Origin of the sequence: Gluconobacter frateurii (genome assembly GCF_002723955.1) — a bacterium.
Taxonomy (GTDB): domain Bacteria; phylum Pseudomonadota; class Alphaproteobacteria; order Acetobacterales; family Acetobacteraceae; genus Gluconobacter; species Gluconobacter frateurii.
Genome location: NZ_BEWN01000001.1, coordinates 542,757 through 565,235, shown reverse-complemented (window position 1 = coordinate 565,235; position 22,479 = coordinate 542,757). Strand labels below are relative to the sequence as shown.

At 54.8% G+C, this 22,479-nt stretch carries 32 protein-coding genes and 1 tRNA gene; 23 read left to right on the top strand and 10 right to left on the bottom strand.

The window, feature by feature from the left end; all coding sequences use genetic code 11:
* Window positions 1–106 precede the first annotated feature (106 nt).
* From GFR01_RS02655 to GFR01_RS02640, 4 genes are all read left to right on the top strand, one after another.
* Entirely contained in the window at window positions 107–1,021 is a 915-nt protein-coding gene (locus GFR01_RS02655; RefSeq protein WP_099181164.1) for an alpha/beta hydrolase, read from the top strand.
* A gap of 62 nt (window positions 1,022–1,083) precedes the next feature.
* Window positions 1,084–1,160: transfer RNA gene (locus GFR01_RS02650), tRNA-Arg, on the top strand.
* Between the two features lie 318 nt (window positions 1,161–1,478).
* Window positions 1,479–1,985: a Panacea domain-containing protein gene (locus GFR01_RS02645; RefSeq protein WP_099181163.1), complete on the top strand. Its 507-nt coding sequence runs from the start codon at window positions 1,479–1,481 to the stop codon at window positions 1,983–1,985.
* 5 nt (window positions 1,986–1,990) lie between these two features.
* Complete coding sequence (locus tag GFR01_RS02640) at window positions 1,991–2,407, top strand: hypothetical protein (RefSeq protein WP_099181162.1); 417 nt, start codon at window positions 1,991–1,993, stop codon at window positions 2,405–2,407.
* A gap of 35 nt (window positions 2,408–2,442) precedes the next feature.
* Here GFR01_RS02640 and GFR01_RS02635 read toward each other — a convergent pair whose 3' ends face one another.
* From GFR01_RS02635 to GFR01_RS02610, 7 genes are all read right to left on the bottom strand, one after another.
* Window positions 2,443–3,513: a site-specific integrase gene (locus GFR01_RS02635; RefSeq protein WP_244902121.1), complete on the bottom strand. Its 1,071-nt coding sequence runs from the start codon at window positions 3,511–3,513 to the stop codon at window positions 2,443–2,445.
* Window positions 3,510–3,752: a MerR family transcriptional regulator gene (locus tag GFR01_RS02630; RefSeq protein ID WP_099181161.1), complete on the bottom strand. Its 243-nt coding sequence runs from the start codon at window positions 3,750–3,752 to the stop codon at window positions 3,510–3,512. The genes GFR01_RS02635 and GFR01_RS02630 overlap by 4 nt, the downstream gene beginning before the upstream one ends.
* The gene (locus tag GFR01_RS02625; RefSeq protein WP_035729993.1) at window positions 3,749–3,997 is read right to left on the bottom strand and encodes a hypothetical protein; all 249 of its coding nucleotides are present in this window, start codon (window positions 3,995–3,997) and stop codon (window positions 3,749–3,751) included. Before GFR01_RS02625 ends, GFR01_RS02630 begins: the two co-directional genes overlap by 4 nt.
* Window positions 3,994–4,131 (bottom strand): hypothetical protein, encoded by a 138-nt coding sequence (locus GFR01_RS15665; RefSeq protein ID WP_167384188.1) that lies wholly within the window; start codon window positions 4,129–4,131, stop codon window positions 3,994–3,996. Before GFR01_RS15665 ends, GFR01_RS02625 begins: the two co-directional genes overlap by 4 nt.
* Window positions 4,121–4,507 (bottom strand): hypothetical protein, encoded by a 387-nt coding sequence (locus tag GFR01_RS02620; protein WP_099181160.1) that lies wholly within the window; start codon window positions 4,505–4,507, stop codon window positions 4,121–4,123. The genes GFR01_RS15665 and GFR01_RS02620 overlap by 11 nt, the downstream gene beginning before the upstream one ends.
* Before the next feature lie 181 nt (window positions 4,508–4,688).
* Window positions 4,689–5,246, bottom strand: a complete 558-nt coding sequence (locus GFR01_RS02615; protein WP_099181159.1) for a hypothetical protein — start codon at window positions 5,244–5,246, stop codon at window positions 4,689–4,691.
* Window positions 5,247–5,409: 163 nt separating this feature from the next.
* The gene (locus GFR01_RS02610) at window positions 5,410–5,757 is read right to left on the bottom strand and encodes a helix-turn-helix domain-containing protein (protein WP_099181158.1); all 348 of its coding nucleotides are present in this window, start codon (window positions 5,755–5,757) and stop codon (window positions 5,410–5,412) included.
* A gap of 298 nt (window positions 5,758–6,055) precedes the next feature.
* Between GFR01_RS02610 and GFR01_RS02600 the strand changes: the two genes are divergently transcribed.
* Complete coding sequence (locus GFR01_RS02600; protein WP_099181156.1) at window positions 6,056–6,496, top strand: hypothetical protein; 441 nt, start codon at window positions 6,056–6,058, stop codon at window positions 6,494–6,496.
* A gap of 10 nt (window positions 6,497–6,506) precedes the next feature.
* On the opposite strand, the gene GFR01_RS02595 is transcribed toward GFR01_RS02600, so the two are convergent.
* Together GFR01_RS02595 and GFR01_RS02590 are read right to left on the bottom strand one after the other, a co-directional pair.
* Window positions 6,507–6,770, bottom strand: coding sequence for a hypothetical protein (locus GFR01_RS02595; protein WP_099181155.1), 264 nt, complete (start codon window positions 6,768–6,770; stop codon window positions 6,507–6,509).
* A gap of 172 nt (window positions 6,771–6,942) precedes the next feature.
* The gene (locus tag GFR01_RS02590) at window positions 6,943–7,194 is read right to left on the bottom strand and encodes a hypothetical protein (RefSeq protein ID WP_007283724.1); all 252 of its coding nucleotides are present in this window, start codon (window positions 7,192–7,194) and stop codon (window positions 6,943–6,945) included.
* Between the two features lie 64 nt (window positions 7,195–7,258).
* Between GFR01_RS02590 and GFR01_RS02585 the strand changes: the two genes are divergently transcribed.
* Genes GFR01_RS02585 through GFR01_RS02570 form a run of 4 tightly spaced genes read left to right on the top strand, consistent with a single transcriptional unit; the run spans window position 7,259 to window position 9,621 of the window.
* Window positions 7,259–7,708: a hypothetical protein gene (locus tag GFR01_RS02585; protein WP_099181154.1), complete on the top strand. Its 450-nt coding sequence runs from the start codon at window positions 7,259–7,261 to the stop codon at window positions 7,706–7,708.
* Window positions 7,705–8,907: a hypothetical protein gene (locus tag GFR01_RS02580; RefSeq protein WP_099181153.1), complete on the top strand. Its 1,203-nt coding sequence runs from the start codon at window positions 7,705–7,707 to the stop codon at window positions 8,905–8,907. The genes GFR01_RS02585 and GFR01_RS02580 overlap by 4 nt, the downstream gene beginning before the upstream one ends.
* Window positions 8,904–9,116: a hypothetical protein gene (locus GFR01_RS02575; protein WP_099181152.1), complete on the top strand. Its 213-nt coding sequence runs from the start codon at window positions 8,904–8,906 to the stop codon at window positions 9,114–9,116. Before GFR01_RS02580 ends, GFR01_RS02575 begins: the two co-directional genes overlap by 4 nt.
* A 13-nt stretch (window positions 9,117–9,129) precedes the next feature.
* Entirely contained in the window at window positions 9,130–9,621 is a 492-nt protein-coding gene (locus GFR01_RS02570; RefSeq protein ID WP_244902119.1) for a hypothetical protein, read from the top strand.
* A gap of 90 nt (window positions 9,622–9,711) precedes the next feature.
* Here GFR01_RS02570 and GFR01_RS02565 read toward each other — a convergent pair whose 3' ends face one another.
* The gene (locus GFR01_RS02565) at window positions 9,712–11,007 is read right to left on the bottom strand and encodes a hypothetical protein (protein ID WP_099181151.1); all 1,296 of its coding nucleotides are present in this window, start codon (window positions 11,005–11,007) and stop codon (window positions 9,712–9,714) included.
* Window positions 11,008–11,418: 411 nt separating this feature from the next.
* On the opposite strand from GFR01_RS02565, the gene GFR01_RS02560 reads away from it, so the two are divergent.
* From GFR01_RS02560 to GFR01_RS02495, 14 genes are all read left to right on the top strand, one after another.
* The gene (locus GFR01_RS02560) at window positions 11,419–12,270 is read left to right on the top strand and encodes a tyrosine-type recombinase/integrase (RefSeq protein WP_010504884.1); all 852 of its coding nucleotides are present in this window, start codon (window positions 11,419–11,421) and stop codon (window positions 12,268–12,270) included.
* Between the two features lie 42 nt (window positions 12,271–12,312).
* On the top strand, window positions 12,313–12,510 hold the full coding sequence (locus GFR01_RS02555) for a hypothetical protein (protein ID WP_099181150.1): 198 nt from the start codon (window positions 12,313–12,315) through the stop codon (window positions 12,508–12,510).
* Window positions 12,507–13,118: a DUF3164 family protein gene (locus tag GFR01_RS02550; protein WP_099181149.1), complete on the top strand. Its 612-nt coding sequence runs from the start codon at window positions 12,507–12,509 to the stop codon at window positions 13,116–13,118. Before GFR01_RS02555 ends, GFR01_RS02550 begins: the two co-directional genes overlap by 4 nt.
* Window positions 13,115–13,429 (top strand): HNH endonuclease signature motif containing protein, encoded by a 315-nt coding sequence (locus GFR01_RS02545; RefSeq protein ID WP_099181148.1) that lies wholly within the window; start codon window positions 13,115–13,117, stop codon window positions 13,427–13,429. The genes GFR01_RS02550 and GFR01_RS02545 overlap by 4 nt, the downstream gene beginning before the upstream one ends.
* A gap of 186 nt (window positions 13,430–13,615) precedes the next feature.
* The gene (locus GFR01_RS02540) at window positions 13,616–14,215 is read left to right on the top strand and encodes a terminase (protein ID WP_099181147.1); all 600 of its coding nucleotides are present in this window, start codon (window positions 13,616–13,618) and stop codon (window positions 14,213–14,215) included.
* The gene (locus tag GFR01_RS02535; RefSeq protein WP_099181146.1) at window positions 14,193–15,986 is read left to right on the top strand and encodes a terminase large subunit; all 1,794 of its coding nucleotides are present in this window, start codon (window positions 14,193–14,195) and stop codon (window positions 15,984–15,986) included. The genes GFR01_RS02540 and GFR01_RS02535 overlap by 23 nt, the downstream gene beginning before the upstream one ends.
* 65 nt (window positions 15,987–16,051) lie before the next feature.
* Window positions 16,052–17,311, top strand: coding sequence for a phage portal protein (locus GFR01_RS02530; RefSeq protein ID WP_244902118.1), 1,260 nt, complete (start codon window positions 16,052–16,054; stop codon window positions 17,309–17,311).
* Window positions 17,308–18,036, top strand: coding sequence for a head maturation protease, ClpP-related (locus GFR01_RS02525; RefSeq protein WP_099181144.1), 729 nt, complete (start codon window positions 17,308–17,310; stop codon window positions 18,034–18,036). The genes GFR01_RS02530 and GFR01_RS02525 overlap by 4 nt, the downstream gene beginning before the upstream one ends.
* Before the next feature lie 108 nt (window positions 18,037–18,144).
* Window positions 18,145–19,383 carry a phage major capsid protein gene (locus GFR01_RS02520; protein WP_099181143.1) on the top strand — a complete coding sequence of 413 codons (1,239 nt, stop codon included), beginning with the start codon at window positions 18,145–18,147 and terminating at the stop codon, window positions 19,381–19,383.
* Between the two features lie 21 nt (window positions 19,384–19,404).
* Window positions 19,405–20,052 (top strand): head-tail connector protein, encoded by a 648-nt coding sequence (locus GFR01_RS02515; protein WP_099181142.1) that lies wholly within the window; start codon window positions 19,405–19,407, stop codon window positions 20,050–20,052.
* Window positions 20,052–20,393: a hypothetical protein gene (locus GFR01_RS02510; RefSeq protein WP_099181141.1), complete on the top strand. Its 342-nt coding sequence runs from the start codon at window positions 20,052–20,054 to the stop codon at window positions 20,391–20,393. Before GFR01_RS02515 ends, GFR01_RS02510 begins: the two co-directional genes overlap by 1 nt.
* Window positions 20,390–20,818: a hypothetical protein gene (locus GFR01_RS02505; protein ID WP_099181140.1), complete on the top strand. Its 429-nt coding sequence runs from the start codon at window positions 20,390–20,392 to the stop codon at window positions 20,816–20,818. The genes GFR01_RS02510 and GFR01_RS02505 overlap by 4 nt, the downstream gene beginning before the upstream one ends.
* Before the next feature lie 51 nt (window positions 20,819–20,869).
* Complete coding sequence (locus GFR01_RS02500) at window positions 20,870–21,832, top strand: phage tail tube protein (protein ID WP_099181139.1); 963 nt, start codon at window positions 20,870–20,872, stop codon at window positions 21,830–21,832.
* Between the two features lie 14 nt (window positions 21,833–21,846).
* Window positions 21,847–22,476 (top strand): phage fiber-tail adaptor protein, encoded by a 630-nt coding sequence (locus tag GFR01_RS02495; protein ID WP_099181138.1) that lies wholly within the window; start codon window positions 21,847–21,849, stop codon window positions 22,474–22,476.
* Window positions 22,477–22,479: the final 3 nt, after the last annotated feature.

Here is a 22,479-nt window from a genome sequence, read left to right as displayed (position 1 = left end):
GATAGGCTCATTCCCATCCGTTTCAAACCGCCTGTGGCGTCTTTCCTGCACCTTGGTTAGCTTTGCGGCCTGCACGCTGCTTCTCGGGGCCTGCACACACCGGCCCATGCCTGACCTGCATCCAACAGCAGAAGAAACAGCCCTCATTGCTCCGGACGTGACGCTCAGCATGTCGGATGGCGCACGCATCCCTCTGCGGATCTATCCCGCAGCACACCCATTGAAAGCAGTCATTTTGGCTCTTCATGGCTTCGGAGACAGCCGGGACGCCTGGGAATTCTTTGCACCGCCCCTGAGCGCTGCCGGTATCGAAATCGTCGCCCCTGACCAGCGGGGCTTCGGAGCGACGCAGGACGCAGGCGGCTGGAGCAGCACGGCGCGCATGGTGGAGGACACACGGGAAGAGCTTGCGTGGCTTCACGGTCGTTATCCCGACCTGCCTCTCTATGTCATGGGCGAAAGCATGGGCGGAGCCGTTGCCCTACTCCTCGCCACCGATCCGCCGCCAAAGCTATCCGGCACTATTCTGCTCGCTCCAGCCATCATGAAAATCGGCGAGCCGTGGCAAACCGTTCTGGATGGCCTCGATACAGTCGCCCCCCAGTGGAAACTGGATGGATCAGCCGTTCCCGGAGAGCGCGTTGCGAGCGACAACATCTATGCCCTGCGTCGCATGTATTTCGACCCCCTAACCCAGCACAGTTCGACCATTCATCCTCTTTCGGGCCTGACTCATCTCATGGCCGCAGCTTTCGACGCAGCCCCGCGCATCCGAACACCGATGCTCATGGTATTTGGTGGCCGGGATCAGTTTGTCCTACCCCCTTACACCGCACGTTTTCTGAAGCGCCTCCCCGCTTCCGTCCGACTGGATGAATTTCCAACAGCGCACCATCTGATAAGCCGCGACAAACGGATTACCGCACAGGATGTAGCGTCCTGGATACTGACGCCAGACCGCGCTTTGCCCTCTGGGGGCGACATTGCCGCAGCCCTCTGGAAAGCAACCGCTCAACCGTGAATGAACAAAATGCCGATAGGGGCTTGGCAAGCCTATCCTGAACCGTCTATTGGAGACCCGACGGACCCGTAGCTCAGCTGGATAGAGCGTTGCCCTCCGAAGGCAAAGGTCACGCGTTCGAATCGCGTCGGGTCCACCACCAATCTCAGAAATCGCTATCTTCCGCCAGTTTTTCGGCAGGTTTGACACCTTCCAAGACGGGTTTGACATTCGGTCTTAGCCTCGACATCTCCAAAAGAGCACAATTTAGTTTTCTGAAAATCCAACCATAACAGCCGCACCGCAGAACAGCTTTTTTTATGGCGTAAAACCTCCCAAATGTGAGGGCATTGTCACCATAATTATGATTTTGGCTGGCTGAGGATATTGCTGCGCGCGAAAATTATGCACATATGTTATCTCTCTCAGAGAGGCCGTACGAAATTTCTCGTGGGTTCAGGAATGAAAGGAGAATGGTATGCCGTTCCCGGTCAAGGGAGTAGCGAACGCGTTTCTGCGGCGCAGCTTCGACGATGATGTTCCTGTAAGCCCTATGAAGCTTCAGAAACTCATTTTCCTTGCCCATGGCTACCATTTGGCGGCGAGAAATGAGCCTCTGATAGAGGAAAGCTTCCAAGCTTGGCCTTATGGGCCGGTGTCAGAAGTGCTTTATCAGGAATTTAAAAACTTTGGTGGCGGACAGATAAAGGAACTTGCTGAAGAAGTTTCTTTCACCGACGCCGACGAATTTGAATACATGCCCGTTCCTGCCCCATCTGACGAAGCGGCCCGCAAAGTAATTAACTTTGTTTGGAAAAGGTATAATTCTTGGACTGCGCGTGAACTTTCCGACCTTTCTCACAAAGAAGGCTGGGCTTGGGACAGAGTTCGAGATGCGTCTCCGGGCGGCAGAAGTGTAGAGATCCCAGACGACTACATTAAAGCCGACTTCATGCCGTTAGTGAAAAAGAAAACGGAAGCCTAATCAAAGTGGAAGACGATTTTGAATTAGAAGAAGCGCAGAAGCCAGAATCGTCTAAAAAATCAAAATCCGAGTCATCAATGTTCACTGCCGAAAAAAAGGCGGAGCATGATGAAGCAAATCATAAAAACCATCCAAACTCGGTAATGATTCCCCTTGGCCGTTCCTTTATTTCCTGGCATTCTGATAACGGTGTAGCGGTTCTCGCCCTCATAATTTTGATAGTTCTTAGCGTTCTTGCAGGATTTACTGAAATTCTCGCAACCTGCACGCCCAACAAAGAGTGGGCAGATAATTTTTTAAAAGTTGTTGGGCAAGGGATAGTAGCTACTGCTGGCGCGTTAGTTGGGGCAGGAAGCAACGCGATGGTACATAAAGGTCACGATCAAGAGAAATCCACTCAACAAAATATCAAAGCAAAGTAATTTATAAATTTTAACTTATTACTGAACCATTAATCTCAGAAATCGCTCGCTTCCGCCAGTTTTTCGGCAGGTTTGACATTCGGCCTCAGCCTTGACATCGCCGAACGTGCCAATTCCACCTGTTCGGCAGCCCGCGTATAGCGTGCCACTTCCGCCAAACTCCGGTGCCCTGTAATGGCTGCGATCTGGTGCGTTGTGCAGCCAGCTTCTGCCAGCCTCCGAGCGGCGGCCTTGCGCAAACCGTGCGGACTGCATCCAGCCGGCAGCCCTGCCTCACGGCACCAGTCGATGAACTGATTGTAGAAGTTGTTCACGGACATCGGACGCCCCTTCTCAGTCGCCAGAAACGTCCCTGCTCCATTCGGCTGCCACTGGTCCAGTTCGACCCGCAACTGCTCGTGAATGGGAATGACCAACTCAGTGCCTGTCTTCTGCTGCCGGACATGAATGCCATGACCCGTCAGTGAGCGCGGCCCCATCTTCACAACATCACTGCGGCGCTGCCCCGTGTAGAGCAGAAGAGCCAATGCCAGACGCTCTCTCGTGCCACTTGGCCAGCGCGCCTCATATCGAGCGATCTCATCATCCGTCCAGGAATGGATGCCATCACTCTTGATCTTCATGCGCTGAACGCCCGCCGTCGGGTTATTCTCCGCCCACCCCATATGAATGGCGTGCTCCATCAACATTGAGAGCAGCCGCAACATGCGATTGGCCGTCGTGGGCGAGTCATTATGCCGGGCCATGATCATCCGGACATGACGGCTTTCCATCAGTAAAACCGGGTTCGCAGCATAATCCGCGCCGCGCATACGCTCCAGCAAGCGCCGGTACACAGCCTTGGTACTCTCTTCGAGCGTCTTAAAATGCGCCGTGGCGTACCAGGATTCGATCACATCCCTCAAACTTCCCGTCGGCGTAACCTTTGCAGCGTCCAGCCCTCGTGGCTCAGCACCAGAAACAGCAGCTTGGTACGCAGCAATGAAACCCGGATCGCGCAGATCTGGCAGCGGAACGCTCTTCTGCCCCTTCTTGCGGAAGTAATACCGAACCTTCCCGTGCCGATCCTTAAAACGCTGAATGTAAGGCAGTCGCAGCGTGGTCAACTCATCGCGTCCCAGGGATTGGCGGAAACAGTGACTGCCACACCTTCCCCACCCACCTGCCGATCAATCCAGCGATCCAGATCAGACACCAAATAGCCTCGACGCCGCGCTGAAAGGTTTATCTGCCGGACATGCGGAAGCACATGCGCCCTGAACGTCCCAACCGACATGGCCAGATAGGACGCAGCATCCCCAATATCCAGCACCTTGGGAGCCATCTGGACGATACGGCCACTCACGCGTAACGGCTCCCCAGTTCGGTCAGGTCAACCTTGATTTTTCCGGCCATGGACGGCGCACAGACAGTCGCGACCAGGCGCATACCCAGATAGATGTCGTGATCACAGAATGTCGTGCGGACATCTTCCTTGGCCTGACGTTCGGCATCCCGGTATTCCGCGTAACGCTGGCCAGCGTATGGACGAGGGCGAACGCCAAGCATGCACACCGTGAACATATCCGGTGACCTTGCTTCCGCCGTCATGGCGCGGGCCTCCGATCAAGAGGCTGAACCCACCTATCGGCAGACTTGATCACCATCCCGGTGACGATCCCTGCCCCGTACACGATAGCCACCAGCCCACACGGCAAAAGCAGATCCAGAAATTCAGTGGACATCGCGCCCTCCCGGCAGAAGGTCGGTGCAAAAGCGTAGGAATCCAGCAAGGCGACCGGACACCTTTGCGGCCTCAGTGCGCATCAGAAGATCTTGCATGGTCTGAGGACCGCGCTTGGGCGGCTCCGGAAACGGGATGGCTTCTGCCGGCTTCGTGGCGTGCAGCAGGGCGACAAGTTCAGCCTCTACGGCTTCAGCTGTGGCAGCATACGCCTTGGCGATGCCCGGAATCGACGCATCAGCAGCTCTTGCGCGTGCATGCACCAGGCACACGCGCCGCTCCCGTGCTTTCTGTTGAACTGCCAGCGGGCGGTCAGACAGATATTCCGCGAATGTCTGGTCGGTGTGACCGCGCAGGAGAGGATGAAGCGGCCGCATTAGACCACTCCCCCTGCAGACAGCAGTCCAAATGGAGGGGAGAATCGGTTGCCCAATTCTCCCGTGCCTTCCATCATTGGCACTGACAAACAGCCAATGAGGAAACTAATGGCAAAGCCTCTTCCGCCACCAATACAGGCTCCAGCACCGAAGCCTATTCCACAGGTAAGCTGGCCACCATTTAAGACAGAAAAATTACCGCCACGCTCAGAGCCGCTGCTGCCATAAATCCGAGCGTGAACTTCATGAATACCGAAGCCCAGCCTAAACGGGTGTCGTTCAACTCGATCCCTTGCTCGTCTCTCTGGGCAAGGGTTTCTCGTAATTCCAGCTCTGTCTCGAACCGCAGACTTCCAAGGTAAGACGGCAGATCGCCAGAGATCTGCCACTGCCGCGGCCATAATAACAGCGCTGCAGAAAAAGAAGCTGCCGCCGTCAGAGTTGCCGGTATCCACAGATAAGGCGGATGACTGTGAAGCCTCCAAACCGCCGATAGCCCGATCGTTGCTGTGAGGCCCCAGCCCACAAAACTTGCTCCGCGAGCCATATAGCGCTCCAGCAGCTTCATCTGTGCGTCGATACGATCTTTCGCAACTCGCTGAGCTTCCGTCGCGATCCAGAGACGAAGAGTATCTCTGTCCAAAGACGCGCCAACCTGATCTGCATCGTACAGATCGTCCGCTGCTGGCGCCTCTTCCTTGGGAGGCACCGTGACGATTATCGAGACTTCCGTGGTCATAAGAGTCTGTCTCCATCAGGTTTGTGCGTGGAGCAGATACGTTAGCTATATTTGCAGACAATGACATAACGATCTCCATCGCGTCGGTGCGATGGAGTAAATGTGAGTTATGCGAACATTTCAGTCAACACCAAAGTGAGTTTAGCTCACATGAAATAATTTCTTACTGATCCAATCTGTCCTTATTCGCACGCTGAAGCATGAGCTTTAAATGAGTTTCGGCTTCGTCGGGAGGTAGTGAGCGAAAGGCCATAAGCAAGAGTGCTTCTTGCTCATTTATGGCTCGTGCTGGAACGGCATCTCCGGAACCGGATGTGAGCCAATCAAGCGAAACGTTGAATTCATGTGACATTCTGATGAGCAAATCCCTTCCTGGTTGCTCCTCTCCTGTCTCAAGTTTTGATAAATATGATCTTGAGATATTCAGTCCGGCGACAAAATCCGCCTGCTTCATATTAAGTCTCTTGCGAAGACTTTTGATCCTGTCACTGATTCTGGACGTGTTTTCCATGTGAAAATTCTGCACGTCTTGACGAGCTGATGTGTGCGCCATGCTCACGCACAAACTTGACAGAAATATGTGAGACATGCTCACATTGCTTTATGGATATTGGTGAAGTGATACGGGCCGCAGGTGGCCCCAAGAAGGTAGGTGAGGTCATAAAGCGCTCTCACTCTGCAGTCTGTAAGTGGCGACGGGTGCCACCAATCCACGTCATCGCGGTCGCACGGCTCGCCAATCTCGATCCCCACGTGATCCGTCCAGACATATTCCCTCAACCGAGTCATGATTTTGGAACAGCCGCAGCATGAGCATTCTTCATACCCTCAAGCGTAAGCTCCGCTCATGCCGCCGTCAGCAAGATGCTGTCTTGGCTGATGATGCGAAGGCTGGCTATCGGCCTCTTAGGCCAGTTTGTCCGGATGATCTTGTGGGGATTCCGCCGCAGCCAGAAGTAAACCAGCCCGCAAAGAAAGTGGAACTGGAGCCTTGGGTTCTTGCTGCCTTGGAACGAATGGAAAGCGTCGGTGCAGCAGAAAGACTTTGGAAGTCTGAACCTACTCAAGATGAGATCAGAGCATTTTCCTCGAAATCGTCTAAGGAACAGCTCGAAATTCTCAATACGCTTCTCACGCGAGTAAATATTCTCCGTGGGAGTATATTTGGATCATCTTCAATTTTCCAAACCGTCCTGTCGGCAAACGTCATTGGTATTCAGTATCGGGACACGAAAGACGGTTCAGAATGAGAACAAATCGTTATCGATTAAACATGCGTTTCGCGGATAGATCTTTGTTAAGATCGTTAATCCTGTTGGAGACAACTTCGGATAGCTCTTTCAAAACCTCCCGCTCTAATTCAAGGAGAGTCAGGCCTTCAGGTGAAAATTCTTTTGGCACTTGGAAAGAAATCCCAAAAATTGCTTTCCTGTCTCCCCACTCTGAAGACGCTCTGATTTTGACTTTTACAGTGCCATCATTGGCACGTTTGAAAGATGCAATCTTAGCAGCTGTTTTATACACGGAATCGTCTCCTGTTTGTTCTGGTGACTACAGGATGGACGATCGTGGTCGGGGACGCGAGTCCTCGACCACAGCGCAGGGAGTACGGACATGACGTTTCTCCCTCAGGACAAATGTAAGCTTTCGCCTTCTAAGGCGATGACTTGGTCCGAAAAAGTATCGTCGGTTCGCTTTAGTGCATCTCGCCTTCAGGCTTCTGGAGAAGCACCTGCGCAGCATCGAGCAGATCGCGCCCTAGTTCAGCAGCCGTCTGCGGCGAAAGCGAGAACTGTTCGAGCTTATCACCAGCCGGATAGTGTTCAGGGGATGTGGCAGCTTTTACCTGAAGCACCACAGCGCCGTCCTGAATTACGACTGTACGGAAGCCCGTTACGCTCGAAATATCGAGGTTTCCGTCTTCCTTCAGTTTCCATTCGTCAGCCATGTGTCGTCGCTCCGTTTTGTAATGAGGCGCGCAAGATGGCCGATCGTAGCGCAAGGGTGAAGCCATGAATCACGCCCCTGCCCTCAAGACGGCCACGCAATTGGCCGTCCGCGCGATTGGCGGCATTGATGCCGCAGCGGCCGTCACACGCGTTGGCCGTGCGCGGATCTCGGAATATCAGAACCGCAATTCCGCCACGACAGCCCCCGTAGACGTAGCGATTGTGTTGGATGAGTTCGCCCAGGAGCCATTCATCCTGCAAGCAATGGCACATGAGTTGGGCTACCATCTGACACCGGTTCAACTTGGCCACGGCGACGTAGCCGAAATCATGGAAGACGTGGCCGACAAGGCCAACGACACCATGAAGATGACGATCCGCGTCCTGGCGGACGGTATTGTCACGGTCGAAGAAGCCCACAAACTGGGCCACGAGCTAACCAAGCTGCGTCGTGTGGTGGACCATGCTCTAAAGATCGTTCGAGGATTGGAAAAGTCAGGAGCTTCCAAATGACGCTCCAGATCCCTGCCACGTTTGATCGGGACAACATCCCGGCCATGGCGTTCCTTAAGGTGCTCCCTGCAGAACAGCGGGGCGTATTCCACTCCCTCATGGACGCACTGAAAGCCGCTCGTGACGTGGTGTTCCACGTTGGCGGCCGCGCACTGGATGACGCTCAAGTGGCGCAGATGGCGTGCGAGCATGTCGATGTGCTGCAACGTGTACTGCCGGAACTCGAGTTCACACGCTTCATCCTGCGCGATGAAGACGGCGCGCTCTACAGCCCTCACCTCGTGGAACGTCAAATCCGGCGCGAAGAACGCGCTGCGGCCCGCGTTGAAAAGCAACGCCGCCTGGACGAGTTTCAGGAGCGTCAGGACGCCGGAGAGTTTGCACCGCAAGCCTCGGTGAAAGTGATGACCTCTCGTGCCAATGCCGCCAAAGGTGGACGCCCACGCAAAGGCGAGACATCCGAGCAGGCACGGGAGCGTCGTGAGCGCGAAGCCGTCGAGCAGCGTGAAATGCGACTGCTGTCATCAATCAGTGGTGGGGCAGTTTCCGAAACTGAAAACCAAAACCAGTTTTCAAAAACGGTTTTGGTTTCCGGGGTTTCGGTTTCAAAACCGGTTTCTGGGTTTCCCGTAGATCTAGAAGTAAAGAAAGATATATCCCCTTCTGATTCTAATTCTACGAAACCGGCTGAAACCGAAACCGGAAAACCGGCTCTTGAGATTTCAGAAGCCCTGATCTCCCAGACCGTCGCCCGCGTTCTCAAGATTGGACGCCTCCCGGACGGTCAGGCCGGTTTCGCCAAGAGCATTTGCGGTCGCTTCCTTCGGGACGGCATCCCGGCTGATGTTCTGGTCGAGGCTGTAAAGCAGCACACCGAGAAAATGGCTCTGAACGGCGACACAGCCTATAAAATGGGCGCCTTTCGCAAGCCTATCGAACGCTTCTGGGCGGATCATCAAGCCGGTGTTTCGACTACCCCAGTGCCAGAGCCTACCCCTCGTGAAGACTGGGAAGACCGTGCGCTGGAGGCTTATGCCAAGGCGCAGAAGATCTGGAGTGAAGCCTTTCATCTCCAGCGGGACTACTCAGCCGTGAAGCGCGAATGGCCGGAGTTGGCCAAGAAGCATGACCTTCCCGCCTGCCCTGTTGAACGTACCGCGTATCTGGACTGGTACCGCCCGCAGGCTCAGGCCGCATGAAGGCACTCCGGCGCGCCCTCGCCTCTTTCGCCCATTCCGAATTCCTCACGGTCCGCTCTGAACGAGACCAGGCGCAGCGTACTGCCCTGGCACTGGAGCGGACTGTGGCGGATCAAGCCCTGGAGATTGTCACACTCCAGGCCCGTCTGGCTCGGCTCACTTCGAACCGGGATGCCGACGGCCGATTCATGAAGCGCAACCCCACATGAACGTGGAATGCAAATGACTACTGCCGCTGAGGCAACTCGACCAATTGAAGAAGCCGTCCCCATGCAGGGGGCCTGGAAAAACCGCATCGCTCTGGCTGAACTGGAGCAAGGAAAAGACAGACCACCAACCAACGTCCTACGCCGTGGAGCTGGCCTCTACGGCTTGCTGCGTTCTGGCACGATAACCCAACGCCACGTCGATGCCGCCCAACGATGGGCGCGTGACTTCGAAACCGGCATCATGGGCGCCTCAGATCCCGAACGCCGCGGATCCGGCGGTGGCGACATCCACGACATGCTTATCGCACGTTCTGCCGCAGTAGCGCGGTGCGAGAGAATCAGGCGTACATTGGGACACTATGCGTCGGATCTGCTGGTGTTATTGGTACTTGACGGGCTCTCGCTTGGAAAGATTGCTGAGCACTATGGGAAGAACCGTCAGGGGATGACTGGTGCAGCTGAATTGCTACTGGAGCAATTGGCAAATTATTATGAGGAAAACTGAGCTTCATATCTCACATTAATTAATCCGCTTCATTTCTAATATAAAAAATAAAATTAAAAATGAAGCGATTATTTAATTTTAGCAAAAAAATTATTTTTTCTTTTTTGTTCCACTATCTTCTCTGATTTTTATAATATTTGTAACATCCCTAACTATTTCAAGTATTTCATTTTTTTCCATTTTTTCTCTTTCAAGCTCAATCGTTGTTTCTCCCGGCTTCAAGAGATAATTTCTTTCTGTTGAAATCAAATTTTCAACAGATATTTTTGTTAAATCATCATTCTCTAGAGAAACTGATAAAGCTGCCCACTTATAATCCAAGTTTGATATTTCATTCTGAAAAAAACGAATTTCCTCAAGATTTTTTTTATATAATTTTAGGAAAAAATAAGCAAAAACTTCAATAAATACAGCAATTGATAGTCTCATTATTATAGTGGATATATATTGTATATGATTTATATGTTCAGGTGCATTTTGAATAAAAACAACAACTCCGAGAGCAAGTACAGATAGAAATGTTGTCGCCACTCCAATCGCCAAGTTAAAATTTCCACTATTTGACAGCCTATCAATTTCTGTAAGAATTCTATTTCGGCTATTTAAAAATATATCATCGTATCCAAGAATCTTATCTTGGCTTAATGCTTTATATAGATATTCTTTCTTAAATTCAGGATCATTTTCTACTGTCCCAAAAAATTCTTCCTTTTCGTTTCTCGGATACGTGTCTTCTCCCAACTTAGATTTTTCCGAATTATTGATTATATCTGATATATTTACATCATTATTTAATTTTAAGCTCTCGTTATCTAATAAGTCGAATTTATTACTTCTGATTGCCATACTAACTGAATAGTAATCATCTAAAAAAATAGTTCCATATTTCAAATATATATTTGAATATATAACTATTGAAAAAAAAGCTATAGGTATGGAAAGTGTAGATAAAACATTATACCCGTTATAAGTATATGTTTTATCTAATAAGATTTGGTTTATAAAAATAAATATCATGTATAATAAAAGTATAACAATAGGCGCTAATAATAAAAACTGTATTTTTCTTATTTTTTCTTTTTGCTCTATTGCTCCATCTCTAATGTAGTAAAATTTATCAAGTTCTTTTCTATATTCTTCTATAGTTTTCTCTATCTGTATTTTTGATTTTATATATTTATTATAATTTTCTATTAATTTGTCATCGCTTACATAAGAATTATCTATTTCGTTTATTGTTTCTTCTATGAAGGATAGTTCTGATGAAAATTTAGATATTGATTTTTCTAAAAAATCTATCTCTTCATTAAGGGCAATTTCATCATTTTGATTTTTCCTGTTTAGTGTATTACGTTTAATAAGATTAATAAAACTCTCAACTCTCATTATTGGGTTCCATATTCATCACTCTCAATCAATGCGAAAAAGTTTATACATTTGAAAGGGCTCATCAACCTCCTTTCCAGTTTTATCCTAATAATCTTATGCTTCGATCAAAACCTTCTTGCATTGAAACCGAACTCTTTATAAAATACCTAAACTTGATGTTTTTACGTTATCACATCGAGATCCCCTAAAATTTAAATTTTATTTTCTTCCTTTCTACTTCAATGAATTTCTGTTTGACGCGACACAATAACCAGGAGTTATCGGACAAGCCTGTGCGGATTGAATGTCAGATAACCCGCTGAAAGGGTTTATAACTCGTCAGATAATACCTGTTATCTGACGGTTTTTCAGGGTCTCCGCAGGATCGGAAACCTTTATAATTCAATTACTTGTCGGAGAGTTGGGCCAATGGCACCAGCGACGGACGCGAAAAAGCCCCGTATCTCTGATGACGATCGCCTCGTGAATATGTGGCTCCATAACCGGTCCGCGAACACGTCCCGCGCCTATCGTGCGGATGTGGACGCGTTCCGTCAGTGGGCAGGCAAGCCGCTTGCGGATGTTGTCCTGGATGACCTGCAAGGCTGGTTTGATGGCCTCGCAGGATCAGATGCCACGCGCCGTCGAAAGTTGGCGTCCGTCAAATCGGCTCTGGCCTTCGGGGTCCGCGTTGGTTTTTTGGATGTGGACGTTGGCGCAGCGCTTCGCCTGGAGCGCGGGCGCGATCGTCTCAGCGAGCGGATTCTCACAGAAGAGGATGTAAAGCGCATCATCGAGCAGGAGCCCTGCCCGCGAAAGCGGGTCGCGCTCCGCGTTCTGTATTTTATGGGGCTGCGCATATCAGAGATGTGCGCCCTAAAATGGCGAGACATGACACGGCGTCAACAGGGAGGCGTGGCCTCCGTGTTCGGCAAGGGAAACAAGACACGCCATGTGCTTGTCCCCGCAAAGCTGTGGAAAGAGATCGTGGCTGTGAGAGCAGACGACTGGCGTCCCGATACGCCTGTCGTCCCCGGTCACGATGGGAGCCCGCTTCACTTGAGAGCGGCACATCGCCTCGTGAAGCGGGCGGCGAAGCGTGCCGGATTGCCTGATGCCTCTGCGCACTGGTTCCGGCACGCCCATGCCTCACACGCATTGGACAACGGCGCACCCGCCCATGTTGTCCAGCAGACTTTGGGACATTCCGACCTGAAGACCACCACACGATACGCCCACGTCCGAGAGGGCGATGGCGGCGGCAATTACCTGAAAGACTGACGCCTCACGAAGCGGCGGCGTCGGCCATTATTGGAGAGCGCTATGAGCACCCGATACCGACGACGCCCTGAGACACCAGCCGAGATCCGGGCCGAGCATGTGGACTTCTGGACCCGCGCAGCCGAGCGCTACGAACGCACGGCACACCATGCCCGGATGCCAGGAATGAAGATCTGGGCCGCTGTCGAGGCACGCCGCGCCCGCGCAGTCGAGGCCAAGCGCAAGCGAGAACAGGCATGAGCCACAATCCCGACGATTACATGAAGGATTCCGCAGGACGCCTTGTCCCGCGTGCAAACGTGAAGCCGGAAGACCTTCTCCAGGACGAACTGGTCAAGAAGCTCTTCGAGCGTGCCCGCGCCATTCGTGAGCTGATGCGCCAGTTTCGTGAGGATGCGGACAGCGATATCCGGGCTTTTCTGGACCTTCTGGCTGAACAGTATGGAGCCAAGAAAGGTGGTGCGAAGGGCAATCTGACGCTGTCGACCTATGACGGCTGCGAGCGCGTGACCATCGCCATCAGTGACACCATCACGTTCGGCCCTGAACTCCAGATCGCCAAGGAACTGGTGGACAGCTGCCTGACACGCTGGACGGAAGGCGGAAACGCCAACATCCGCGCTGTTGTCACGGACGCCTTTGACGTGGGCAAGGAAGGCAAGCTGAACGTCTCGAAGATCCTGGGCTTGCGCCGGCTTTCGATTGACGATGAGGAATGGAAACGCGCCATGCAGGCCATCACTGACGCGGTGAAGGTCAATGCCTCTCGCAGCTACATCCGCTTCCACGAACGCACCTCACCTGATGGCGCATTCATTCAGGTGCCATTGGACATTGCCAAGGCATGAGCCTGCTGCGGTGCATCAACAACGGTCTGACAGTGCTGGACACCAGCATTGCCCGCGTTCCTCCCAAGACTACGGATGCGTTCTACGTGTCGAAGGAATGGCGAGGCCTGATGGCCACCATCCTCAAACAGCGTGGACGCGTCTGCGAGCGTTGCGGCCGCACGGGCTGCCGGATCTTCGGTGATCACATCGTTGAGCTGAAAGACGGCGGTGCGAAGCTGGACCTGAAGAACGTCCAGCTGCTCTGTGGTTCGTGCCACACGGCCAAGACGGCGCAGGCCAGAGCAAGGCGAACCGCTAAAAACTGGTGAAAATGGCGAAAAACTGCCGTTTTTTCATCTCGACACGTCAACCCATACCGAAATGGTACGGATTTAGGGGGGTGGTTCGGATCTTCAGGCCGGCCTAGGGGGCGTAACCGCGCCAGTCCCACGCGTGAAAATTTTTCCTGAAATTACGAAATGAGGTGCGCACCATCCTGCGCAGGACGGTCCAGAATGTCGAAGAAACCGCCAACAGACTGGGCGGAAATTGCCAACGCTTATTGCGCGGGAAGCCTGTCAAACCGCCAGATTGCCAAGCAATTCGGGATTGCTGAAAGCACCCTGCGCAAGCGCATCGCGTCTGAAGGATGGGAGAAAACGGGCGCGCAAAAGGTGCGCACTTCTACCCCAAAAGTGCGCACCACTGCGCACCAACGTCCAGTTGCGCACAAACGCCCCTCACCTGTCGTCGCGGAAGCCATTCCCGAAGACCTGGAAGAGCGTTTGCTCTGCTTGGCTGGGCGTATGACCGAAGAGCTTGAGCATTCGACTGAGCACCTCGATGAAATCATCGAGACCATCAGTGATGAAACTGCTGACGACAAAAGTCCACGACGCCAGGCTGAGATGATGAAAGCCGTCAGTCACTCGATGCGAGCGAATATCCTGAAGACGATTGCGCAGACTGTCACGCTCCTAGGTGGCAAAGCTGGGTCCAAAAAAGGCAAGAAAGAGCAGCAAAAGGATGAAGCTGAAAAGGCGTCCTCCGGTCGGTTTGCTCCCATGACACAGCCCAAACTGGTGGTGAACAATGGCAAGCGACGGGACGGTTAAAACAACCTCTCGGGTACGAAAAACGACGCCAAAACGATCGGGCATAAAAAAAGCGGTCAAACAGGTCGCAGCTATTACAGCGACCGTTGCAAGCCTCACCTGGTCAACGGCCTGCCCTGATTGGGAACAGCGGATTGTTGCCCGCGAAAGCCTGATCCCCTGCGCACCTCTTTTCCCTGCCGCTGCCAAGCAGGGCATGGACGTTTTCAATGCCCTGAAGCTCGTCGACGTGATGGGCGAGCCGACGATTGGGGAGTCCTGCCGTCCTTGGCTGAAGGATTTTGCGGCATCCTTCTTTGGATCCTACGATCCGGATACAGGCGTCCGACACATCAACGAATTCTTCCTGCTGGTCAGCAAGAAGAACACCAAGTCCACCATCGCTGCCGGCGTCATGCTGACCCAGCTCGTCCTAAACTGGCGACGGTCTGCTGAATTTCTGATCCTGGCACCGACCAAGGAAGCAGCGGACAACGCCTTTAAACCGGCTCGGGACATGGTGCTGAACGATCCCGACCTGGACGCAATCTTCCATGTCCAGCAGTACAATCGCGTTATCACCCATCGGCAGACCGGTGCCACGCTCAAGGTCGTGGCCGCTGATGGGCAGGCAGTCGTGGGTAAGAAGGCCACCGGGATCCTGATCGACGAACTGTGGGAATTTGGGAAGAAACCGACAGGCGAAAACATGATCATGGAGGCCATGGGCGGCATGTCCTCACGGCCGGAAGGCTTCGTGATCTACCTCTCCACTCAGTCGGAAGAAGAGCCAGCTGGCGTCTTCAAATCCAAGCTGGAGTATGCCCGGTCTGTCCGGGATGGAAAGCTGGAGAACAAGAAGTTCTTTCCGGTCATCTATGAGTTTCCTGCCTCTCTCATCGAGGGTGAAAAACACAAAGATCCAGACAACTGGTACATCACCAATCCAAACTACGGTCTGTCAGTCAGTGAGGACTTCCTTCTCAGTCAGTTTGACCAGCAGAAGGAAGCCGGTGAAGGCCCACTACGGGTCTGGATGGCCAAGCATCTGAATGTCGAGGTCGGTCTCTCTCTGCGAGAAAAGGCCTGGGCCGGCGCGAAATACTGGGAAAAGTGCGGCGATCCGGACCTGACCCTAAAAGAGCTTGTCAGACGCTCTCGTGTCCTAGTCGTCGGCATTGACGGCGGTGGGCTGGATGACTTCCTATCCATGGTTGTTCTGGGCTGTGATGACGAAACTGAAGACTGGCTGCATTGGCAACGCAGTTGGGTCTTCTGCGATGTCCTCAAAACCCGAAAGGAAGAAGCTCCCCGCTATCTCGACTTCGAGAAACAAGGGGATCTCGTCCTGGTCACAACCATGCAGGACGACATCATTGAATTGGGCGACATCGCAGAGGATCTCAGCCGATCGGGCAAACTCGCCCTAATTGGACTGGATCCAGCCGGGGTTGCAGAAATCGTTTTTGAGCTTCGCCGTCGCGGGATCGAGGAAAGCCAAATCGTTGGTGTGAGCCAGGGATGGAAGCTCACCGGACCGATCAAGACCCTAGAGCGGAAGCTGGCTGACGGGTCTTTCCATCATGGCGGACGCCCCATCATGGCCTGGGCCGTCGGCAATGCCAAAGCCCAGGCACGCGGCAACAACATCGAAATCACCAAGCAGCTGGCGGGCGGAAAGAAGATCGATCCCCTGATGGCCACGTTCGATGCCGTGGCCTGCATGTCCAAAAACCCGGAGCCGCCCGGATCCAAAAGCATTTTTGACCGTGAGGATTTATGGGATTCCTGAATTCAATTTTCGGCGGCTCTCAACGTCCTCAATCGGATCGGAAAGAGCCTGTCTTACCGGCTATAATGGCCCACAGCATAGAGAACCCCAGCACGCCTTTTTCCGAGATTGGCAGTTGGGGCGAATTTCTAGGTCTTCCAGGTACCAGCGATGACTGGATGCCACCTGTCAGTGAACGCACCGCTATGGCCTGTTCGGCTGTCTACCGGTGCGTGACCTTGGAAGCGGGTGTCATCGCAGGACTTCCACTCAAGATTTACCGCCTGTCGGCAGATGGGCAGCGCGAAGAACTGCCAAACCATCGGCTGATGCCACTGCTGCAGACTGCACCTTTTCCAGGGCGCGCTCTTACAGCTTTCTCCTGGCGGGAACTCTGGGGCGTGAACATGCTGCTCTGGGGCAATCATTACAGTGCCATCCGCTACGATGGCGCTGGCCGTGTCATCGGCTTTGACGCCTATATGCCCTGGCAGGTCCAAGTGGTCCGTCTACCAGGCAAGCGGGGAATCAATTTCTACGTTTGTACGGACGACGACGGCAACAGCGAAGTGCTGCATCAGGAAGACATGCTGCACATTCCCGGACCGGGCTTTGACGGAATCAAGGGCCTGTCCCGGATCCAGTCTTTTGCGCGCGGATCGGTCGGCCTGGCGCGTTCGATGGAAGAGCGCACTGGCCGTGTTCACCAGAACGCCTCGATGCCAAGCGGCGTTATGCAGGTGCCTGGAAAAATGTCTGATCCAGCTTTCAATCGGCTCCGACGGCAGCTGGAACAGGCTCAATCGGGTGTGGCCAACTGGGGTAAAACAGTCATCGCAGATGAAGGGTCGAAATACACGCCCTTTCAGCTCTCGCCACAGGATCTCCAGACGATCGAAGCCAGACGTTACCAGGTGGCGGATATTTCCCGCTTCTTTGGCGTCCCGCTCCATCTCCTGAACGAGACGGACAAGACCACGTCGTGGGGCACAGGCCTGTCTGAAAATACGCTGGCGTACCTGATCTTTTCGCTCGATGCAGATCTGCGACGGATTGAAAGCGAGCTGAACTACAAGCTGTTTTCCGGCACGCGGCTCTTTGTAGAATTTGACCGGGACGGCCTGCTGTCCATGGATCCGGCCAAGACAGCCACGGTCATGCAAAGCGAGATCTCCAGTGGTGTCAGCACCATCAACGAGGCGCGCCGGAAGAAGAACCGGCCACCCGTCAAGGGCGGCGACACGCCGCTGATCAACAGCACCAACGTGCCGTTGACGACACAGGCAGCGAAAGGGCCGGATAACCCCTCGCCTGTTCCTCAACCTTCACCAGGGCAACAGGAATGAAACGCTACAATGCCCAGGCAGGCCGGTTCTCAAACCGTGCCCTGCTGGCCTTTACACAGGCAGGGCTTCCCCAAACCCTGACCAGTCGCCCCCGTGCAGACGGGCAACCGGCCGAGATCCTTCTCTATGACGAAATCGGCTTTTGGGGTGTGACGGCAAAGGATTTTGCCAATCAGCTGGCGCAGGTCGGTCCCGGACCCATCAACCTGCGCATTAATAGCCCAGGCGGTGACGTGTTCGATGGTCTAGCCATCTATGCCTCGCTCAAGCAGCATGATGGCACGGTCAATGTCATCATTGATGGCCTGGCGGCCTCTGCTGCCTCATATATCGCTCTGGCGGGCGATACGGTCATGATCGCACCGAACGCCTTCATGATGATTCACAATGCCTGGGGCCTCGTCGTCGGCAACAAAGCCGACATGACAGCCACGGCCGGTGTCATGGCTAAGATCGATGGCCAGATGGCGGCCCTCTATTCCGGCAAAACAGGCCAGAGTGTCGATGAGATTTCCGCACTGATGGATGCCGAGACCTGGTTTACGGCCGAAGAGGCCAAGGATGCAGGTCTGGCCGACGTCATCGTGAATGATGACCGCACTATCTCGCCTTCAGCCAAGATCGATCTGACACCTGACAAGGATGTCCTCGCACTGGCGGCCGAGATGGCCATCGCATCACGCCAGCGTATGGCTCGCCTGGCCGAAGCCGAAAACGCCCTCTGACCATGCTCTGGCCGCCCTCGAAGTGAGGCGGAATCAGGTCATGACCTATACGGAACGCCACCCCTAGAGCGTGGCGGTTCCCCCCTTTCATTCCAAACAGGAAATCCCATGCGTTCCAAGGAATTGCGCGCCAAGCGTGCAAAGCTGATTTCTGACGCCCGCGCTCTGATCAACGGCGAAACTGTCACCGCCGAACAGAATGCCCAGTTCGACGCCATGATGGCCGAGGCAGACGAACTGAAGGCCCGAATTGATCGCATCGAGACAGCTGAGGCTGCTGAAGCGGAACTGGCCGTGCAGATTGCGGCCCGTGGCGAAGGTGAAGGCCGAGGCGCAGACGAACAGCGCGATCGTGAAACGCAGGAAGTCCGTGTCTTCGGCGCATGGCTACGTGGTGGCATGGACAACCTTGCCGGAGAGGACCGTGTCTTCGCCCTCAACCAGGCACGCCTGGGAACTGAGTTCCGGGCCGCACAGAGCACCCAGTCCGGTCAGGCTGGCGGCTATCTCGTTCCTCCCCTCTTTGCCGATCAGCTCCTGGTCGCTCTGAAGGGGTACTTCACGTCCCTGGATCTGTTCGACGAGATCCAGACAGGGTCCGGTGCGCCCCTTCCCTGGCCAACGAACGACGACACATCTGCTCGCGCCAAGATCATTGGTGAAAACACTACGATCAGCACCAGCGACCTGAAGTTCGGAATCTCCAACGTCCTGGCCTATTTGTACGCTACGGATGCCGTCCTGGTGCCCTGGACGCTGATGCAGGATTCCTTCCTTGATCTGGACGCCTTCCTGCGTACCGCTCTGGCCACGCGCTTTGGCCGTACCCTGGCAGATGATCTGACTGTAGGGACCGGCACGAATATGCCGCAGGGTGTCTGCACGGCCGCAGGAGTAGGCGCTACCACGGCCACCGTTGCCATCGGCTATGATGACATTCTCGACCTGCAGCACAGTGTGGATCCAGCCTATCGTCAGGGCGCTTCGTTCATGTTGAACGATATGACGTTCAAGGCTTTGCGCAAGCTGAAGGACAATGAAGGCCGCCCACTCTGGTCTCCATCCATTGCTGCAGGCGCACCGGATATGTTCGCGGGCTCGCCTTTGAACATCAATCAGAGCATGCCTGACATTGGGGCTGGCAATAAGGCCATGCTGTTCGGCAACTTCAAGAACTACAAGTTCCGAAACGTGAAAGGCCTGTCGGTCGTGCGCCTGAATGAGCGCTATGCCGATGCTCTCCAGACCGCCTTCTTCGGATATGCGCGCTTCGGCGGCGGTATGCCTGGTGCCGGTACGGCCATCAAGGCGCTCCAGACAGGCGCAGCGCCGGCGAACGGCGGCTAACCTCAAGCAGGAGACTGATCGATGAGAAGCATTCCCCTCGGGTCAGCTCCTGCCCTGGTGCCTTTGGCCTCTCTGGAGGTCCGTATCAGACTGGGCATCACAGATGCCCAGTCTGATACGGACCTCCAGAGATACCTTATGGATGCGACTGAGGCTGTTCTGACATTTATCGGCCGGCCTCTACTGTCCCAGACCTGGCAGGACCAAATCTTTGTGCGTCCCTTCCCTCGCACGCTGTCTCTGCTCCTTGGCGTCTATCCCGTTCACAACGTGATTGCCGTCACACGAAACGGAACAGCGCTTGAGCAAGACACCATCAACGATCTGGTCATCGATGACGACTGCGGCGAACTTTACCGGCCTGATGTCACACAGCCTTTCTGGCCGGCAGGCCGGTATCTCGTGACCTATGAGGCGGGATATAACCCGCCCGTCACTCTGGATGACGGAACCGTGCAGCCTGGAAATTTTCCGGGAGCCATTTGCCTGGCCGTGCGGCGCGTCGCAGCCGCCTCCTACTATGCTCAGGGCCGTGATCCGACTTTGAAATCAGAAAATGAACAGGGCGTGGGCTCCACAAGCTGGGCTGTTCCGGATCCCTCTTTAGGAGGACTGACACCGGAAGCGGCTGGGCTGGTGCAACGTTTCCGCAGCGCAGGGTGTGCCTGATGGGGTATCAGACAGAACGCCGGCGTCGTCAGATCCGACGTAAAGGCCGCATGATGGCGCTGTCCCGTGCGAATAATGGCAGCCTTCCTGCTCCCGTTGCGGTGAACCTGATCGCCTATTCCGCGCCGCCTGCTACGGCAGCGCTGGAAGCCGGCGTTTCGGTCATGCCGTTCGTGGCGGAAATCCTGAATGATGAGCTGCAAGCTGCTGGATATGGCCGCCCGCACAACATGGACCAGCTGAAGGACGGCGATCGGATTTACACGCTGACAGATGCGACAGCTGTTTATGACGGCGATCAGATCTGCGGCTGGAAACTCTTTGCAGCAGGTGGAACATGACCTCTCCTGTCGTCTGGATGGACGCGTTCCAGCGCGCTTCTGCGGCCATGGCACCTTTTGGCATTCCGGTGCTGGATGCGATGGCGCAGACTACGGAGGATCAGCTGACCCCCTGGGTTCTGTTCGAAGTTGCCAGCGCGGACGGCGATCGCCTGGGCGTCGGTGAGATCGTTGACGAAGAAACCGGCCAGATCTGGCTGCACCTGTTCGTGTCACGCGGTTATGGGGCCTTGCCGGCACTCGAACGCCGCAAGGCCCTGTCAGTCGCGTTCCGCGTCCCGGACGGTGCCGCACCCGAAGGTCTCTATTATGACGGGAAGTCTTACGATCCGCCCGATAATGACCAGACAGGAAAGTGGGTCCGGTTCAGTCTGGCCGTCACCTATCGGTACCAGGACGTCGTCCTCCCTCTGCCATCCCCCTGATTTTCTCTGACACAGCCACCTTCACGGTGGCTTTTTTTATGAGGTGAAACCATGGCCTTCACGGGCTCGACAGCAGGGTATCAGGCCGGTGCCCAGTCTAATGACACGGCCGTTGCCTATGGTCTGGAGAAGACTTACGGCGTCCAGGCGACCGGGACATTCCAGAGCACCCGTTTCACGGGCGAAAACTTCCGTCCTCAGGACACAACGCAGCGTCCGGATGAAATCAATACGGACATCGAAGCCTCTCAGGAAGTCGTCACACAGACCACGACCTCAGGCACGCTGTCTGGTGCCCTGTCGTATGGCACCTATGACGACATGCTGGCCGCCGTCCTTGGGGCAGACTGGAACAGCAACACGATCCAGAACGGTGCCGTCGTCAAAACCTGGACGGTCATCGAAAAGCTGGGCGGAAAATGGTTGGTCCGTCCAGGCTCCTTCTGCACGCAGGCACAGCTCACCTTTGCCCAGGGCAGCTTCTCATCCGTCGCGTTTGACTTCACCTGTAAAGGGCAGTCCATCGCAGACGCGGATCCCGCCACGGCCTATACGGCAGCCCCGACAGGCCGGATTTTTGACACGGTTGGCAACTTCTCCGGCCTGACCATTCAGGGCAAGGCACCCGCAGGCTGTATTCGTCAGGTCCAGATCACGCTGAACCGGAATGGCTCCGGGGCTGACTATGGCATGGGCCATGCGGACGCCTGCGGGATCCGTCCAGGCGAAATTCTGGCAACAGGCCAGATCCAGTATTTCTTCAAGACCTGGGATGAATACCAGCTTTACGCCGCTGGAACGCAGGGACCGATCGCCATTACGGTGAAGGACGCGTCCGGGAACAGCTACGTGTTCACGTTCCTGAACGCAGCCCTCCGAAACCCGCAGATCAATGCCGGCAGCAAAAACACCACGATCGTGGCCACGTTCGACATCTCCGGTAATCCGCTGGCAGCGGGCGGAACCTTCAAGATCGACCGGATCCCGGCAACGCCTCCAGCTTCTGGCAGCTGACATGAGGTTGCGTCATGGCTGACATCCATTGTCCAGGCGTGACGGTCGCGTCGGCGCGGACCCTGCGGCTGCTGGCGTCCAGTACGCCGCCGCTCTGGGGTGTCCGGCTGCCCTCCATCCGGCAAAGCTGGGCACCGAAAGCACCGGCTGACGTCCTGGAGTTTGCACTGGATCCCGGCCGCTGGCTTGCGGATGCGGGTGACACGCTTCTGTCCGTCTCTGCCACGGTTCCGGATCCTGTCACGTCCTCGGACCTGACAGCGCTCTGGTGCGGCAAGGTCAACGGCCTCGCCGTTGTCTGTCTGGCAGGTGGCCAACCGAACACACTGGTGCCGGTGAGCCTGACCCTGCACACGTTGCAGGGGCGTCGTCACACGGAAGCCGTGACTGTCCAGATCAACCTGGACAGCGAGCCGGACGACGTGCCGGACTGGCCATCTCTGGCCGATGGCACGCCCATCATTCCGAACGCACTGACGGATCCGGATGGTCGGGTTCTTACCCTTGGCACCTCGCAGGTGAAGCAGGTTTCCGTGGCGCAGCTGCTGTCTCCGGACGGGACCAGTCACCTCACATCCCCTGCCGGCGTCCCGTTGCTCAATCAGGTTTTCCGATCGGCAACAGACACGCTGCTGCTCGCATAGAGA